6 protein-coding genes are annotated in these 17,704 nt (G+C 61.5%); 4 read left to right on the top strand and 2 right to left on the bottom strand.

Features of this window, described 5'->3' with window-relative positions:
* Positions 1–5 precede the first annotated feature (5 nt).
* Together ACEN9P_RS04230 and gspG are read right to left on the bottom strand one after the other, a co-directional pair.
* Positions 6–1,244, bottom strand: a complete 1,239-nt coding sequence (locus tag ACEN9P_RS04230) for a type II secretion system F family protein (protein WP_495621182.1) — start codon at positions 1,242–1,244, stop codon at positions 6–8.
* 31 nt (positions 1,245–1,275) lie between these two features.
* Complete coding sequence (gene gspG, locus ACEN9P_RS04225) at positions 1,276–1,719, bottom strand: type II secretion system major pseudopilin GspG (protein ID WP_495621181.1); 444 nt, start codon at positions 1,717–1,719, stop codon at positions 1,276–1,278.
* A 567-nt stretch (positions 1,720–2,286) separates the two neighbouring features.
* Here gspG and ACEN9P_RS04220 point away from each other — a divergent pair.
* The 4 genes from ACEN9P_RS04220 (at position 2,287) to ACEN9P_RS04205 (ending at position 17,669) form a co-directional block, all read left to right on the top strand.
* A complete protein-coding gene (locus tag ACEN9P_RS04220) occupies positions 2,287–5,595 on the top strand; it encodes a LamG-like jellyroll fold domain-containing protein (protein ID WP_495621180.1) in 3,309 nt (1,102 codons plus the stop codon).
* A 343-nt stretch (positions 5,596–5,938) separates the two neighbouring features.
* Entirely contained in the window at positions 5,939–9,559 is a 3,621-nt protein-coding gene (locus tag ACEN9P_RS04215) for a LamG-like jellyroll fold domain-containing protein (protein WP_495621179.1), read from the top strand.
* 86 nt (positions 9,560–9,645) lie between these two features.
* The gene (locus ACEN9P_RS04210; protein WP_495621178.1) at positions 9,646–13,581 is read left to right on the top strand and encodes a LamG-like jellyroll fold domain-containing protein; all 3,936 of its coding nucleotides are present in this window, start codon (positions 9,646–9,648) and stop codon (positions 13,579–13,581) included.
* On the top strand, positions 13,578–17,669 hold the full coding sequence (locus ACEN9P_RS04205; protein ID WP_495621177.1) for a LamG-like jellyroll fold domain-containing protein: 4,092 nt from the start codon (positions 13,578–13,580) through the stop codon (positions 17,667–17,669). The genes ACEN9P_RS04210 and ACEN9P_RS04205 overlap by 4 nt, the downstream gene beginning before the upstream one ends.
* Positions 17,670–17,704 lie beyond the last annotated feature (35 nt).

The raw sequence follows: 17,704 nt of genomic DNA, 5'->3' as shown, positions 1-17,704 counted from the left end.
AGGTATCAGGACAGGGTGGAAGCCAGGTCAAAGATGGGCAAATACATGAGCACCACGATGGCGCCAATGACGGTGCCAATCACGATCATCAGCGCGGGCTCGATAACCCGCGTGGCCACGTCGATGGAGCGCTGCAGCCGCCGCTCGTAAAACTGCGCGATGCGCTCCAGCATTTCCGACATGGAGCCGGTGCGCTCCGCCACCTTGAGCATGCTGGTGGCCACGGCATCGGACAGGCCCGCGCCCGACAGCGCCGCGCTCATGCTCAGGCCTTCGCGCATCAGCACGATGGCGCGCTCCAGCCGTTCGCGGTCCGCGTCGCCCAGCAGCTTGGCGCCATGCGCCATTGCGCGGTGGATCACAATGCCGCGCGAAACCAGAATCGACATGGTGCGGTAGAGCTGCAGGTGCTGGAACTCGCGGATCACGCCCGCGATATAGGGAATGCGCTGCAGCCAGCGCGAACGCACACCGTGCGCGCGAAAGTGCGCGACCACCCAAGTGCCCAGCGCGAAGACACCGCCGAAGAACAGCGCCAGCACCCAGGGCCGGTCGGCCACCAGCCGGCCCCAGGCCATCAGGCCCGAGGACAGCATGGGCAGCTGCGTGCGCGTTCCGTCCAGGAGGCCCGCGAAGCGCGGTATCACCACACCCATGAGGAACATCACCACCAGCCCGCCCACCACCAGCAGCACCAGGGGGTAGACCGAAGCGCCTATGAGCTTGTCCTTGAGCGCCTGCATTTCACGCTGGTGGGCGGCGTAACGCGCCAGGCCCTTGCCGAGGTCGCCGGTGCGCTCGCTGGCCTCCACCGTGGCGACCAGCAGTTCGGGGAACGCGCCCGTCAGCTGCATGGCCGCGGAAAGGGTGCGGCCTTCCGACACCGCGCGCGTCACCTGCTCCATGAGTTCGCGCCGCGCGCCGGCGGTCTCCTTGATGCTCAGGGTCTGCAGCGCTTCGGTGACGCTGAGGCCCGCGTCTATCAGCGCCGCGAAGTCCTGCGAGAAAGAAGCGGTGTCCAGTCCCGCGCGCGAGGGCGCCGCGGATTTGCCGCGCACCAGACTGCCAAGGCCGCCGAGGCCGGCACCGGATTCTTGGGCGGCCTCGCAGCTCAGCACCGTGAAGCCGCCGCGCGCGGTCTGCGCCAGCGCTTCGGCCGCCGTGGCCGCGCGCACCTGGCGCGACGCGATGCGCCCCGCGCTGTCGCGGGTGACGACCTCATAGGTGGCGTGAGCCGCGGCCATGTGAAAGCTTCCGGCGCTTGGGGTAGCGCTGTCAGTTGGCCGAATGCAGCGAGACGTCCTGCGCCTCGCCGGTGCCGCCGGGCTTGCCGTCGGCGCCGTAGGAAATGATGTCGATGCCGGCCGCGCCCGGCTGCAGCACATAGGCGTAGTCGTTGCCCCAGGGGTCGGCCGGCAGGGCTTTCTTGAGGTAAGGCCCCTGCCACTTGCTGACGCCCGAAGGTTGGGTGTTCAGCGCATTGAGCCCCTGCTCGGCCGTCGGGTAGCTGCCGACATCGAGGCGGTATTGGTCCAGCGCCTTGTCCAGCGATTCGATCTGCGCCTTGGCGATCTTGGACTTGGATTTGCTGACCGAGTCAAAGTAGCGCGGCGCGACCAGCCCGGCCAGCAGGCCGATGATGACCACCACCACCAGCAGCTCCAGCAGCGTGAAACCGCGCGCGCGTTGGTGACCCGCGGGCACGGAACGGGTTTGCATCGGGTGCATGAAGAGATTCAAAAAGTTTCCCCTCCCAGGGAAATGCTTGGACGCATGTTGCCAATGCGATAAATATTTATTTTTGCCTGGGCGGCCGTGCCGCTGGCGTGGCCTGCGTTCTTCTTAATTTTGCGCAGCTTGATACTGAAAAGGTACTCAATTCAAATTGAAATTGAATTGAAGCCTCGCATACCAACGCCAAGGCCGGTCGGATTCTGCCAGAAGAGCATGGCATTGATAAGGGCGAAATATTTACAACGGAAGATTTCGTTGTCTCATATGCACACTCACGAATTGCCTCATCCAGATGAAGGGTGACACGCACCATGCCCCTCACTAGACTTCGGGCTCATTTGCGTGCTCGCGCGCGAAAAGCGATAAGAGCGACAAGAAAAATCAACGAGGGATTCCATGGGATTGTTTCAAGGGCTTGCGCCGGGTGGGGTGCGGGTGGGTCGTCTGCGTTCGGAGGCGGCGGATCTTCACCTGCCAGCTTTTATGGATGACAGCGCAAAGCTGTCTGTCCAATGCCTCCCAAGCGAGGTATCAAAAAATATAGAGGCAATCATGAAATCCATGGCGCTGTTATCACTGGCCGTTGCTCGCGCCATTGTGCTGTTTGGCTGCCTGTCCGTTACAAATGCCTTTGCCTCGTTTTCTGCAACGCCTGATCCGACGGCCTGTACGGTCGGGCCTTGCTATAACTACCAATATCACGGCAGCACTTCAAGCATCGTTGCACCCACCGCTATCGCTGCTTGCCGGGACCTGGTCACCAAGCTGGACAACCCCTCCGGCTACCGCTACAGCAATGCCTCGGTGGATGCCGTCTCTCCATACACCTGCTATGCCACGATCATTTACCCCAACGGCACCCTGCTCGGCGAGCGGACTCCACTGGTCAATGCCACGTTGACGGTACGCAACCCTGATCCCCCGGCCTATGTCTGTCCCGACCCCGCCCACACAACACTGTCGGGTTCCAGTTGCACTTGCCACGCCGATTACCTGCAAAACACCTATGGCAATGGATGCACTCCAGGAGGGATGGGTGGCACGACCGTTGATATTCTTCATGCCACCAAATCGCCCTCAAGCTGCCCGCTGCGCGAAGGGAACCCCATCTATCCCCTGCTAGGCGGCAAAGTAGAGTCGGTTTCCACCGGCATGAGCGTGGGCGGGCAGCCGCTGGTATTCACCTACACCAGCGCCAGGCAGGCCGCCGCGATCGCCGCGGGAAAAACAGCCAGAACTTTCGGCAATATGCCCGCGCTGGGCGGCCTGTGGGAAAGCAGCCTGCATCGCAATCTTTCCTTCGGGACCGGTGGCCACGGGGCCACCTTGTACCGCGGTGACGGCCAGACGGTGAGCTTTCGCTACTCTGGCGGCGCCTACATCGCCGATGCCGATGTGGCCGGCACCTTCACGGCCATCTCTGGCGGATATCGGTATGCTGATGCCAGGGCGCGCACCATCGAGACCTACAACAGTGCAGGCCAACTCACCAGTTGGGCTGATGCGGTCGGGAACAAGCTCACTTTCAGCTACAGCACCGCGGCAGATGCCACCACGCCGGCGGCCGGCTACCTGCAAAAAGTCACGGACAACACTGGGCGCAGCCTGAAATTTGCCTACAGCTTGCCGGCCGGCGGAGCTGCCGCCACCGATGGCCTGATTTCCAGCGTGACCAACTCCATGGGGCGCACGGTCAGCGCGGGCTTTGATACCAACGGCAATCTCACCCAGCTGACCTGGCCGGACACCAAGGTTCGGCAGTTTGTCTATGAGAACACCTCCCTGCCATGGGCACTCACCGGAGTTGTTGATGAGCGGGGCATTCGTTATTCGACCTTTACTTACGACACGGCCGGCCGCGCGCTGTCCACCGAGCATGCCGGCGGCGTGAACAAATTCTCGGTGAGCTACGGCACACCACCGCAGATCGTGGTGACGCAAACCTATGATCCGGCCACCTTGCTCACGACTCGTACGCATGACTGGCAAGCCCCGGCCGGCGTGCAGCTCACCCGGCCCAATGGAGAAACCGCCAACGCCAGCACCAGCACCGTGCTGGGCTATCCGCAGACGACCGGCCAGTCGCAGCCGGCCGGTTCCGGCTGTGCCGCCGCCAACAACGCTTCGACCTTTGATGCCAGCGGCAACCTGACGTCCACGGACGACTTCAGCGGCCAGCGCAGCTGCTATGCCTATGACAGCAGCAACCGAGAGACCGTGCGTGTCGAGGGTCTGGCCACCACCGTGGCCTGCTCCAGTGTTCTTCCCGGCGGCTCTACCGTGCCGGCCGGTAGTCGCAGGATTGAAACCAGCTGGCATCCGGATTGGCGGCTGCCCGTTAAAGTGAGCGAGCCTTTGCGGCTTACCACCACGGTCTACCATGGCCAGCCTGATCCGTCTAACGGCAACGTCGTGGCCAACTGCACCACGGCGACGGCATGGCCCGACGGCAAAGCCCTGCCCCTGGTGTGCAAGCAGCTTGAGCGAGCCACCACGGATACCGATGGGGCGCTGGGCTTTACCGCTGCCATCGATGCCGGCGTGGCCGCGCGCATCGCCAGCTTTACCTATGACGCCATGGGCCGGATGCTCACCAGCACCGACTCTTTGAACCGCGCGACCACCTATGCTTACTACAGCACATCGACGGGATTTTCCGATCCCAATGCCAGCGTGGACCCGTCTTTTGCTTCGGTGAGCGTTCTTCTGCATGGCGACGGCGTCAATAATTCGACCGCTATCACGGACAGCGCCTCGGTCGCCAAGACCGTGATGCGCAATGGTGCGGTCAAGATCAGCACGGCGCAGAACAAATTTGGTGGCTCGGCAATGCTTTTCGACGGCGATGACGACTATCTGACGCTGCCTGCAAGCCCAGGCAGCAACTTCAGCTTTGGAACCGGCGACTTCACCATCGAGGCATGGTTCTACATGACCTCGGCGGGTTCGGGCTACCGCAATCTTGTCGTTATCCCCTGGGGTTCGACCTATATGAGCATTCGCTTCGGGGACGGCGGATTTGGCGGAAGGCTGCAGTTCGCCTCTGAGTCCACTTCATTCGCGCCGCTCTACAGCTCGGAGCATACGCAGGCAAGCCTTGCGGGCGCCTGGCACCATGTGGCCTTTACGCGCAGCGGCGGTCTCGCCCGGGCCTTTCTGGACGGCAATCTGTTGACCTTGCGCAACAACAACTTCTCGGGCAGCGCCGTGACGTCCTGGGTCGACGGCAGCAGCATCACGTCCGTCACGCAGGCTTACGTTTCACACACAGGCGGTGCGGCATGGCTGGGCTATATCGACGATGTCCGCATCACAAAAGGTGTGGCCCGTTACACCGCCAGTTTCATACCGCCCGCGCAAGCCTTTCCCAACGCCGCTTCCGTCGTCGTCGACCCCAACGAAGTGGGCCACAGCGCGGGCGACCTGCAGACCATCACCAATGCGGCGGGCCACGTGACACAGTTCACGCTGTACGACAGGGCGGGGCGCGTGCGCCAGATGGTGGATACCAAAGGCATCGTGACCGACATCGTCTACACCCCACGCGGCTGGACCAGCAGCGTAACGGTAACGCCACCCGGCGGCACCGCGCGCATCACGACTTACACCTACGACAACGCAGGCCAGATGACAGGCGCCACCTTGCCCGACGGCACCACCCTGGGCTACAGCTACGACGCCGCGCATCGCCTGACCGGCGTGACCGATGCCAAAGGCAACACCGTCACCTACACCCTCGACAACGCCGGCAACAAGACCGGCGAGCAGGTCAAGGACCCCTCGGGCAACCTGCAAAGAAACATCACGCGTGTCTACGACGCCTTGAACCGGGTGCAGCAAGTCACGGGAGCGGGTAATTGAGAACAGCGCAGACGCACCGTACCCAAGATCATTCCAGCAGTTTTTAAGGCTTCTTATGTTGAAAAACCTTATGCGTCGCGTTCTCGCGGTTTTCGTCCTGGCATTTGCGATTTCCCCCGCAGTCCAGGCAGCTTTCCCGATGATCCCGGCCCATCAGGGCGTCTATGCAGGGAATGGGCCATGCTCCACGGATCTGGCGACATCTTGCCAAGCGCACGGATCGTTTGAGGGGGTCCCGTTTATGTTGCTTAAGGACTCTGTCAACTATGACGTATTGGTTCCTCAACCCTATTACACGACTCCAGAGCAGGTAATTTGCGGTGTTTCGCACAAAGGGGTTTACATGTACAACTCAGGCTACTGCACCATACCGGTGAGCTGTCCGGCCCACTCGACGCAGTCTGGCACCAGCTGTGTCTGCGACGCCAATTACGCAGAAAATGCCGCCCACGACGGATGCACCCCGGGTGGTGTGGGCGGCACGGTCGTCGATATCTTTCGGTCCACCAAAGCGTCAAGCTGCCCCTGGTGTGAAGGCAACCCCATCTACCCCCTGATAGGCGGCAAGGTGGAGCCCGTTGCCACCGGCATGAGCGTGGGAGGGCAGCCGCTGGTCTTCACCTACAACAGCGCGAAGCAAGCTGCGGCCATAGCCGCAGGCAAGACCGCCAGGACCTTCGGCAACATGCCCGCGCTGGGTGGTTTGTGGGAAAGCAGCCTGCACCGAAACCTGGTGCTGGGAACCGGTAGCATGGGAGCAACCTTGTACCGCGGCAACGGCCACACGGTCAGCTTTCGTTACTCGGGTAGCGCCTATATCGCCGATGCGGATGTGAATGGAACTTTCACGGCCGTCTCCGGCGGCTATCGTTATGTCGATGCGAAGTCGCGCACCGTCGAAACCTACAACGTGGCAGGTCAGCTCATCAGCTGGGCGGACACCAGCGGCAACACACTCGCCTTCAGCTACAGCACAGCCGCAAGCGTCACAGCACCTGCGGCCGGCTACCTGCAAAAAATCACGGACAACAACGGACGCAGCCTGAGCTTTACCTATAGCCTGCTGGCCGGCGGGGCCGCCACCGATGGGCTGATCGCCAGCGTGAGCGATTCCATAGGGCGCATCATTACCACCGGCTTTGACGCTAACGGCAACCTGAAGCAGTTGACCTGGCCGGACGCCAAGACCCGCCAGTTCGTTTATGAGAACACCTCCTTGCCCTGGGCCCTGACGGGTGTGGTCGATGAGCTGGGCGTACGCTACTCGACCTTTGCCTATGACACGGCCGGCCGTGCGCTGTCGACCGAGCACGCCGGCGGCGTGGACAAATTTTCGGTGAGTTACACGACGCCACCGCAGGTCACCGTGACGCAGACTTACGACACCGGAACACAGCTCACCACCCGTACGCATGAATGGCAAGCCCCGGCCGGCGTGCAACTCACCCGGCCTAACGGGGGGACTGCCAATGCCAGTAACAGCAATGTGCTGGGTTATCCGTTGCCGACGGGTTTTTCACAGCCTGCGGGCTCTGGCTATGGGCCCTCCAGCAATGCCTCTACCTTTGACGCCAGCGGCAACCTGACATCCGCCGACGACTTCAGCGGCCAGCGCAGCTGCTATGCCTATGACAGCAGCAACCGCGAGACCGTGCGAGTCGAAGGCCTGTCCACCACGGTGGCCTGCACCAGTGTCCTGCCTAGCGGCTCCATCTTGCCCGCTGGAAGCCGCAAGACTGAAACCAGTTGGCATCCTGATTGGCGACTGCCCGCCAAAGTAAGCCAGCCTTTGCTGCTCACCAGCACGGTTTACCACGGCCAGCCCGATCCGTTTAAGGGTAGCATCCCCGCCAACTGCAGCAGCGTGCCGGCTTTGCCCAACGGCAAGTCCATGCCTTTGGTGTGCAAGCAGGTCGTACAGGCGACCCTGGGCAACGGCACGCCCGATCCAGCCGTTCCCGGCCGGGCCACGGTATTTAGCTATGACGCAAGCGGCCGTCTCCTTAGCCGCACCGATGCGAGCAGCTATTACTCCGACACCGGTGCCGGCGTCAATGGGGACTCTAACTTTGACAACGTCAGCTTGCTGCTGCACGGCGACGGCGCCAATGGGTCGACCACCATTGTCGACAGCAGCCCGAATCCCAAAACCGTGACGGTGGTGGGCGGCGCGAGCATAGGGACCGCGCAGAGCAAATTCGGCGGCTCTTCGCTGTACTTTGACGGGGTTGATGCATCTAATACCTCGCTCACGGTGGCTGACAGTCCCGACTTCCATTTGCCCGGCGCCTATACGATTGAATTTTGGATCCGGCCGTCAAGTCTCAAGGCGATTGGTACGTGGTTGTTGATGCAAACCGATCACATCGGATACGCGCCAATCAGGATTGATATGACTGCATCGACCGGTCTCATCAACATCCTTGGTTCGTCAGATAACGTGTCCTGGCTGTTTACAACCGGGCTCTCGAGCACAACGGCATTGCAGGTTGGCACCTGGAGCCATGTGGCGCTGGCAGACGATGGCGCCAACGCCAGACTGTTCATCAACGGCGTTCTGCAGGCTACGCGTGCAACTTGGCTCAAGATGGATTCACCCAACCCGCTTCGCATTGGCGGAGGCTACACCGGAGGTGATCGTGAGTTCAATGGCTATCTGGACGATATTCGCATCACCAAGGGCGTGGCCCGTTACACGGCCAATTTCACGCCTCCCGCCCAGGCATTTTTAAACACCAATCAGACCGCTGGGCCGAGCACGGTATATAGCTACCATGCCGACACTAATTTCAGCGTCGGTGGAGATCTAAGCTTTAACAAGGTCAGCTTGCTGTTGCATGGCGACGGCGCCAATGGGTCGACCACCATTGTCGACAGCAGTCCGAATCCCAAAACCGTGACGGTGGTGGGCGGCGCGAGCATAGGGGCCGCGCAGAGCAAATTCGGCGGCTCTTCGCTGTACTTTGACGGGGTTGATGCATCCAATACCTCGCTCACGGTGGCTGACAGTCCCGACTTCCATTTGCCCGGCGCTTATACGATTGAATTTTGGATCCGGCCGTCAAGCCTCAAGGCGATTGGTACGTGGTTGTTGATGCAAACCGATCACATCGGATACGCGCCAATCAGGATTGATATGACTGCATCGACCGGTCTCATCAACATCCTTGGTTCGTCAGATAACGTGTCCTGGCTGTTTACAACCGGGCTCTCGAGCACAACGGCATTGCAGGTTGGCACCTGGAGCCATGTGGCGCTGGCAGACGATGGCGCCAACGCCAGACTGTTCATCAACGGCGTTCTGCAGGCTACGCGTGCAACTTGGCTCAAGATGGATTCACCCAACCCGCTTCGCATTGGCGGAGGCTACACCGGAGGTGATCGTGAGTTCAATGGCTATCTGGACGATATTCGCATCACCAAGGGCGTGGCCCGTTACACGGCCAATTTCACGCCTCCCGCGCAAGCGTTTGCAAGTACCGGCCTTGTTATTGACCCTAACGCCACAGGCCACACGGCAGGCGACCTTCAGTCGATCACCAACCCGGCCGGCCATGTCACGCAATTCCCCCTGTACGACGGAATGGGACGTGTGCGCCAGATGGTGGACCCCAAAGGCGTGGTCACTGACATGGTTTACACCCCACGCGGCTGGACCAGCAGCGTAACGGTAACGCCACCCGGCGGCACCGCGCGCATCACGACTTACACCTACGACAACGCAGGCCAGCTGACAGGTGCCACGCTGCCCGACGGCACCACCCTGGGCTACAGCTACGACGCCGCGCATCGCCTGACCGGCGTGACCGATGCCAAAGGCAACTCGGTGACCTACACCCTGGACAACGCAGGCAACAAGACAGGCGAGCAGGTCAAGGATGCTTCGAACAACCTGCAAAGAAACATCACGCGTGTCTACGACGCCTTGAACCGCGTGCAACAAGTTACGGGAGCGAGCAATTGACATCAGCACCACAGATTCATCGTCTGGGGAAAACTCTTTCGGCCTGGCTGTGCGGCCTGGTCTTGCTGGCTTGCATGGCGCCGGCCTTGGCCGCGACGACAACGCCCAGCCCGCGCCTGGACTATTGCTGGACCAACGGCGGTGCGCAGAGTGGCACCAATGCCAACACCTATGGCGATGCGTATTTGGCCGGCAACTGCTTCGAAACGGCCAACGACTTATATGACGCGATGGTGTCGACGGTCCAGGTGAACTACAACGCGGCCTGGCCCCAGGGGAAAACCTCGCGGTGCGATTTCGGCGCTTGTAATGGCGTCACGTACATCACCTTCTCAAGCTTTGCCAAAGCCCCTTACCCCGGCGCAGCTGATTGCGTGGAACCTGCAAGACCGGCTGTGGTGAATTCCCACGGTTATTGCGGCCTGAGGAGGACCGACACCGTGACGGGGTCTGATGGCAGCGTGCAGGTGGTAGACAACCTTGATGCTGTGATGCAGGCCTACGTCAAATTTTCCTGCCAGGATTCGCGCCTGATAAAGACGGGTGCCAACACCACCGGAGGGGCTTGCGCCAATATCGTCGATCACTACCCGGGATTGCAGGAATGCCCGGCCTGTATGGGCAGGCTCAGCGGCAGCGGGTCTATCTATCCCATGACGGGTGCCAAGACGGAAGTTGTACCGACCGAACTCAGCATAGGCGGGCAGTCGCTGTACCTGAGCTATGACACCCTGCGCCAGATGACGGCCAAGGCCGACGGCTTGACCTCGGCGGCCCAGTTGAAGGACTTGCCCTCGTTGGGCCCTTTGTGGAGCAGCAGCTTCCATAAACGGCTGAACATCAAGGCGGGAAGCGCGGGCCTGGAGGCCTACCGCGGTAGCGGCCGCATCACCAGCTTCGGCCTGAACGCGCCCAGCAGCAGCTATGTGGCCGCTGCGGGCATCAATGACACCGTGACCGTCGCTGGTGGCGGTTACCGCTTTTTTGACTCGGCTTCAGGTGTGCTGGAAATCTATAACAGCGCGGGGCAGCTCACGTCCTCCGCCGACAAGAAAGGCAACACCCTTACCTACAGCTACAGCACGGCTGCGGGTACCGGTGTGCCAGCGGCCGGCTACCTGACGCAGGTGACCGACAACATGGGCCGCGCCATCAGCTTTAGCTACACGCTGCCCGTAGGCGGAAGCGCCACTTCGGACGGTCTGATCTCCACCATCACCGCCCCCGACGGCCGCATCATCACGGCCAGTTATGACGCCGCGAAGAACCTCAGCAGCCTGACCTGGCAGGACGGCAAGGTCCGTAGCTTCCAGTATGAGAACACGGGCCTACCCTGGGCCCTGACCGGCAAGACCGACGAGAACAATGTGCGCCTGGCCACCTGGGCCTACGACAGCGAAGGCCGCGCAGTTTCAAGCGACGGCGCCCTGGGCACGGACCACTACAGCGCGACCTACACCACGCCGCCACAGGCAATCGTCACTGAAACCCTGGTCGGCAACACTTATTACCGCACCCACACCTGGCAGGCCCCCACGGGACTGCAGGTGACGGATGCGACCGGAACAACATCAACGACCAATGTCGTGATGCCCAACGGCTATCCCGTGCTGGCCGGCATCAGCCAGCCTGCGGGTTCGGGCTCCCCGGCAGTCAGCAACGCCTCCACCTACGACACGCGTGGCAACCTGCTGTCGCATGACAACTTCCAGGGCGAGCGGACCTGCTATGCCTATGACGCCAAGAACCAGCAGGTGGCGCGCGTTGAAGGCCTGGCCACTACGGTGGATTGCGCTACGGTGCTGCCAGCCACGGCGGCCCTGCCAGCGGGAGCGCGTAAATACACCACAACCTGGGACTCGAATTGGAGGACGCCCAAATCGATCATCCAGCCCGGCTCGGTCACCACCCTGGTCTACCAGGGCCAGCCCGATCCCAAGAATGGCAGTGCCATCGCTAGCTGCTCGCCCGCCGCCGCGCTTGCCAACGGCACCCCTTTGAACCTGCTGTGCAAATCGGTGGTGGAAATGGTGAGTGGCCCCTACTTTGACAATCCCTCGGCCGCCAGCACCGACAGCCTGATCGACAAGGTGGTTTTGTTGCTTCACGGTGAAGACGGCGCAGGCTCGCCCGTGTTTGCGGACAGCAGCTCGTACATGAAAAGTTATTCGGGAAAAGCAGCCAATCCGGTGATCACGGCGGCGCATAGCAAATTCGGCGCCTCGTCCATCAGCCTGGACAGCACCACCGGCGGCGGCGCTTTCGGCTATGGCCCCGACAACACGCTCAAAATGACCGGTGATCTCACCATTGAAATGTTTGTCAAGCTCAACGCGCAGGCAAGCGCGGACCGGGTCATCTTCGGTTGGGGGGGATCAGACAATTCGGTAAGTATTGGTCGTGTGGGCGTCGATTCAGTAGGCAAACTCAACGCGTACTTGACCACGAGTGATTTGTCGGAAAGCCGTTCCATCGTCGGCCCCGTCATATCGACAGGCGTGTGGCACCACGTTGCGCTGAGCCGAAGCAACGGAAACTGGATCATGCACCTGGATGGGGTGCAGGCGGGCGCTGTCGTGAGCCAAATCAACACGGATTCGTTTTCTTTGGGGCGCTTCCAGTTGGGCCGCCAGCAATTCAATGTGGGGGGCAGTTTGAATGGTTACCTGGACGAAGTGCGAATCACCAATGGTGTGGCTCGTTACTGGGGCGCCTTCACGCCGCCGACCCAGCAGTTTGGCGATCCTTTGAACCTCAATCCGGCGCAGCCCAAGGTGGCGGACCCGCACTACGCGAAGAACATACTGCTGTTGCACGGCGACGCAGCGAATGGCTCCAAGGCCATTGTCGACAGCAGTCCGCGGGCGGCCACCGGAACGCTCAAGCGGAATGCGCAGGTCGGTACCGCTGAGAGCAAGTTTGGCGGCTCGTCGATCTACATTCCCGCCTCGACCGACTACGGCGACTATGGCAACCTGAGTGGCGACTTTACGCTTCCCGGGGACTTCACGGTCGAATACTGGATGAAACCCACCAGCACCATGGCCGGCACGATTGCCGTACGGCTTGGCGGTGGTGGCGCGACATATCACGATTTCACTTTTTCAGGCAACCGCCTCTGGATTTTCGGTAGCGACGGGGTCAACTGCTTGACGGGTGGCGGCCTGGGCAATCTGGCCAATACCTGGATTCACGTGGCGTACGTCAGGATCGGCGGAAAGATTTATACCTATGTCAATGGCCAGGCCAACGGAGACTGCGATTGGAACGCCCCCGTCGGTAACGCGAACGGCATGGCCTTCGGCTACAACAACAACTCCAATGTCGTCTACTACGACGACATCCGTGTCACCAAGGGGCAGGCCCGCTACACCGCCGCGTTTACTCCCTCGGCCTACCCCGCACCCAATGTCGCAGCACTGTCGGCCGACGCATCCACCGTCACCACCCAGTACACCTATGACGCCGCCGGCCGCGTGCTGACCGTCAAGGACACGCTGAACCGCACCACGACCTACGCCTATTACACGGCAGCCGCCTTTAGCGGCACGGCACCCAATGAAACCGGCCACGCGGCCGGCGATCTGCAGGCCATCACCAATGCCGCCGGCCATGTCACCCAGTTCACGCTGTACGACAGGGCAGGGCGCGTCAAGCAAATAGTCGACCCCAAGGGCGTGGTCACCGACGTGGTCTACACCCCGCGCGGCTGGACCAGCAGTGTGACGGTCACGCCTCCCGGTGGAGCGGCTCGCACGACCACCTACACCTACGACAACGCAGGCCAGATGACAGGCGCCACCTTGCCCGACGGCACCACCCTGGGCTACAGCTACGACGCCGCGCACCGCCTGACCGGCGTGACCGATGCCAAAGGCAACTCGGTGACCTACACCCTGGACAACGCAGGCAACAAGACAGGCGAGCAGGTCAAGGATGCTTCGAACAACCTGCAAAGAAATATCACGCGCGTCTACGACGCCCTGAACCGAGTCCAGCAAATCACAGGAGCCAGCAATTGAAGAATCCAGCTCACTACCTCCGCCGCCAAGGCACCACTTTTGCGAGCTGGCTGTGCGGCCTGGTCTTGCTGGCCTGCATGGCGCCGGCCCTGGCCGCGACGACAACGGCGAGTCCGCGCCTGGACTATTGCTGGAACAACGGAACATCGGTGACCAACACCAATGCCGAAATTTATGGCGACCGCAAGCTGCAGGAAAACTGCTTTGCGACGGCCAATGAATTTTTTGATGCGATGGTGGCGACCATCCAGGTCAATTACACAGCGGCCAACCCCGCGGGCAAGACCGGTCGGTGTGACGTGGGCTCCTGTTCTGACGCGACCTATGTGGTCACCTCGACCTTTGCCAAGCAGGCCTATGGCCAGGTGGCCGGCGTAGGCGGAAAACTCAACAATTGCGAAGAGCCGACCGTCCCCATCACTGCCGGCATCAGCACTTACTGCGGCCTCAAAAGAACCGACACCATGACCTGGTCTTGCGCCAGCGCTTCCTGCACGGGATGGGATGGGGTTGTGCAGGTGAGCGACCATGCTGATTCCAACATGCTGGCTTATGTCGGCTATACATGCCAGGATGAGCGCCTGATCAAAACCGGCGTCAACAAGACGGTAGGTGCCTGCGCCAACGTCATCGATATCTATTCGGGGCTGCAGGACTGCCCCGCTTGCGTCGGCAGGCTTAGCGGAGGTAACCCGATCTATCCCATGACAGGCGCCAAGGCGGAAGTCGTGCCCACCGGGCTGAGCATAGGCGGCCAGCCGCTGTACCTCACCTATGACACGATGCGCCAGATGGTGGCCAAGGCCGACGGATTGACCTCGGCCGCCCAGCTGAAGGACTTGCCCTCGTTTGGCGCCTTGTGGAGCAGCAGCTTCCATAAACGCCTGAACGTCAAGGCCGGAAACGTGGGCATGGAAGCCTACCGCGGCACCGGCCGCATTACCAGCTTTGGCCTGAGCGCACCCGGCGGCAGCTATGTGGCCAATGCCGGCATCAATGACACCGTGACCGTGGTTTCCGGCGGCTACCGGTTCTTCGATTCAGCCTCCGGTGTGCTCGAGACTTACAACAGCGCGGGCCGCCTTACGTCGTCCGCCGACAAGAAGGGCAATACCCTCACCTACAGCTATAGCACGGCGGCGGGTACCGGTGTGCCGGCCGCGGGCTATTTGACGCAGGTGACCGACAACATGGGCCGCGCTATCAGCTTTACTTACACGCTGCCCGTGGGCGGAAGCGCCACTTCGGATGGCATGATCTCCACCATCACCGCGCCCGACGGCCGCACCATCACGGCCGGCTACGATGGCGCGAAGAACCTGAGCAGCTTGACCTGGCAGGACGGCAAAGTTAGTACTTTCCAGTATGAGAACACCGGCCTGCCCTGGGCCCTGACCGGCAAGACCGACGAGAACAATGTGCGCCTGGCGACCTGGGCCTATGACACGGCAGGCCGCGCGATCTCCAGCGACGGTGCCCTGGGCACCGACCACTACAGCGCGACTTACACCACACCGCCCCAGGCTGTGGTGACCGAAACCCTGGTGGTCGGCAACTGGCTCAACAATGCCAACACCTATTACCGCACCCACACCTGGCAGGCGCCGACGGGGCTGCAGGTCACGGACGCCACCGGAACAACATCAACGACCAACGTCGTGATGCCCAATGGCTACCCCGTGCTGGCCGGCATCAGCCAGCCCGCGGGCTCCGGTTCACCGGCGACCAGCAATGCATCCACCTATGACGCGAGCGGCAACCTGCTGTCGCACGACAACTTCCAGGGCGTGCGCACTTGCTACGCCTATGACGGCAAGAACCAGGAGGTCACGCGTGTCGAGGGCCTGGCCAACACGGTAGCGTGTGCCACGGTGCTGCCGACCACGGCTGCCTTGCCCGCAGGCGCGCGCAAGTACACCACAAGCTGGGACAGCAACTGGCGCGTGCCCAAACAGACCACCCAGCCTGGCTCCGTCACTACCCTGGTCTACCAGGGCCAGTCTGATCCCAAGAATGGCGGTGCGGCTGCCAATTGCTCGCCCGCCGCCGTATTGGCCACCGGCGCGCCCCTGAGCCTGCTGTGCAAATCGGTGGTCGAGATGGCGAGCGGCGCCTACTTTGACAATCCCGCGGCCGCCAGCAGCGATGCGCTGATCGACAAGGTGGTGCTGCTGCTCCATGGTGAAGACGGCAATGGCTCGGTCGCGATTGCGGACAGCAGCACCTACCGGAGGACCTATTCCAGCCGGTGGGGCACTGCCTCCGCCACCAGTGCGCACAGCAAATTCGGCACTGGTTCCCTCAATCTGGACAGCACGACCAGTGGGGGGGCTTTTGGCTTTGGCCCCGACAACAACTTCAAGATTACCGGTGACTTCACCATTGAGACCTTTGTGAAGCTCAACGCGCAGGCCAACCCGGCCCGGACCATCATTGGCTGGGGCGGAGACCCCTGGTCGTCCGAAGCCACCGGTGCTATTGCTGTGGATGGGTCAGGAAACCTTTATGCGACCTGGTCGGGTGGCGGCATCATCAACGGCCCCGCCATCTCGGCCGGCGTGTGGCACCACGTGGCGCTGAGCCGCAGCAACGGCACTTGGGTCTTGCACCTGAACGGTGTGCAGGCCGGCGCCCCCGTGGTTTCCAACAATTCGAATGCATTTAACTATGGACGCTTTGAATTGGGACGCGGCACCTATATGACCTACGGAAGCATGAATGGCTACCTGGATGAGGTCAGGATCACCAACGGCGTTGCGCGCTATAGCGCCGCCTTCACGCCACCCGTTCAGCAGTTTGGCGATCCCCTGGACCTCAACCCCACGCAGCCCAAAGTGGCGGACGCCCATTACGCCAAAAATATCTTGCTGCTGCACGCGGACGGTGCCCATGGCTCCCAGGTCATTGTGGACAGCAGTCCGCTGGCGGCTACCGGCGTGCTCAACGGGAGCGCGCAGGTTAGCACCACGGAAAGCAAGTTTGGTGGATCGTCCTTTTACGTTCCCGGCGCGACCAATTTCAGCAATTTCGGAAGAGTGAATGGTGACTTCTCGCTGACCGGGGACTTTACGGTGGAGTTCTGGATGAAGCCCGCCAGCACAACCCCCGCCACAATTGCACTTCGATTGGGCGGCAGCGGCATTCCCTACCAGGAGTTTGTTTTTGTCAATGAGCGCTTCGTACTCCAAACCAGCACTGGTGCTCCATCCTGCGTATTCAGCGAGAGTCTTACCGGTTTGGCCAATGCGTGGACCCATGTGGCCTTTGTGAGGATTTCAGGGACCGTTTATTCCTACGTGAACGGCAAAAGCTACGGAAACTGCGCCTGGACTACCGGCTTCAGCGGTTCCAACGGCTTTATGGTTTTCGGTTTCAACAATACATCCAATGCCGTCTACTACGACGACATCCGTATCACCAAGGGGCAGGCCCGATACACGGGCACGTTTATTCCCTCGGCCTATGCTGCGCCTAATGTGGCAACACTGTCAGCCGATGCATCGACCGTCACCACCCAGTACACCTATGACGCCGCCGGCCGCGTGCTGACCGCCAAGGACACGCTGAACCGCACCACGACCTACGCCTATTACACGGCAGCCGCTTTCAGCGGCACGGCACCCAACGAAACCGGTCATGCCGCCGGCGACCTGCAGACCGTCACCAACGCCGCCGGCCATGTCACGCAGTTCACGCTGTATGACAGAGCAGGGCGCGTCAAACAGATGGTGGACCCCAAAGGCGTGGTGACCGACATGGTTTACACCCCACGCGGCTGGACCAGCAGCGTAACGGTAACGCCACCCGGCGGCACCGCGCGCATCACGACTTACACCTACGACAACGCAGGCCAGATGACGGGTGCCACGCTGCCTGACGGCACAACGCTGGGCTACAGCTACGACGCGGCACACAGGCTGACCGGTGTGACGGACGCCAAAGGCAACACCATCACCTACACCCTGGACAACGCCGGCAACAAGACCGGCGAGCAGGTCAAAGACCCCTCGGGCAACCTGCAGAGAAATATCACGCGCGTCTACGACGCCCTGAACCGCGTGCAACAAGTCACGGGAGCGAGCAATTGAACACTACAACCATCACCACCCAAGCAGGAGTTCGC

It is taken from the genome of Polaromonas sp. Polasp52 (genome assembly GCF_059491565.1).
Note: the sequence above shows the minus strand (reverse complement) of the source record. Positions and strands in the feature narration are given on the sequence as shown.

Coding starts and splice junctions, on each gene's coding strand:
- ACEN9P_RS04220 (WP_495621180.1), top strand. CDS start 2,287: ATGAAATCCATGGCGCTGTTATCACTGGCCGTTGCTCGCGCCATTGTG.
- gspG (WP_495621181.1), bottom strand. CDS start 1,719: ATGCAAACCCGTTCCGTGCCCGCGGGTCACCAACGCGCGCGCGGTTTC.
- ACEN9P_RS04230 (WP_495621182.1), bottom strand. CDS start 1,244: ATGGCCGCGGCTCACGCCACCTATGAGGTCGTCACCCGCGACAGCGCG.
- ACEN9P_RS04215 (WP_495621179.1), top strand. CDS start 5,939: ATGTACAACTCAGGCTACTGCACCATACCGGTGAGCTGTCCGGCCCAC.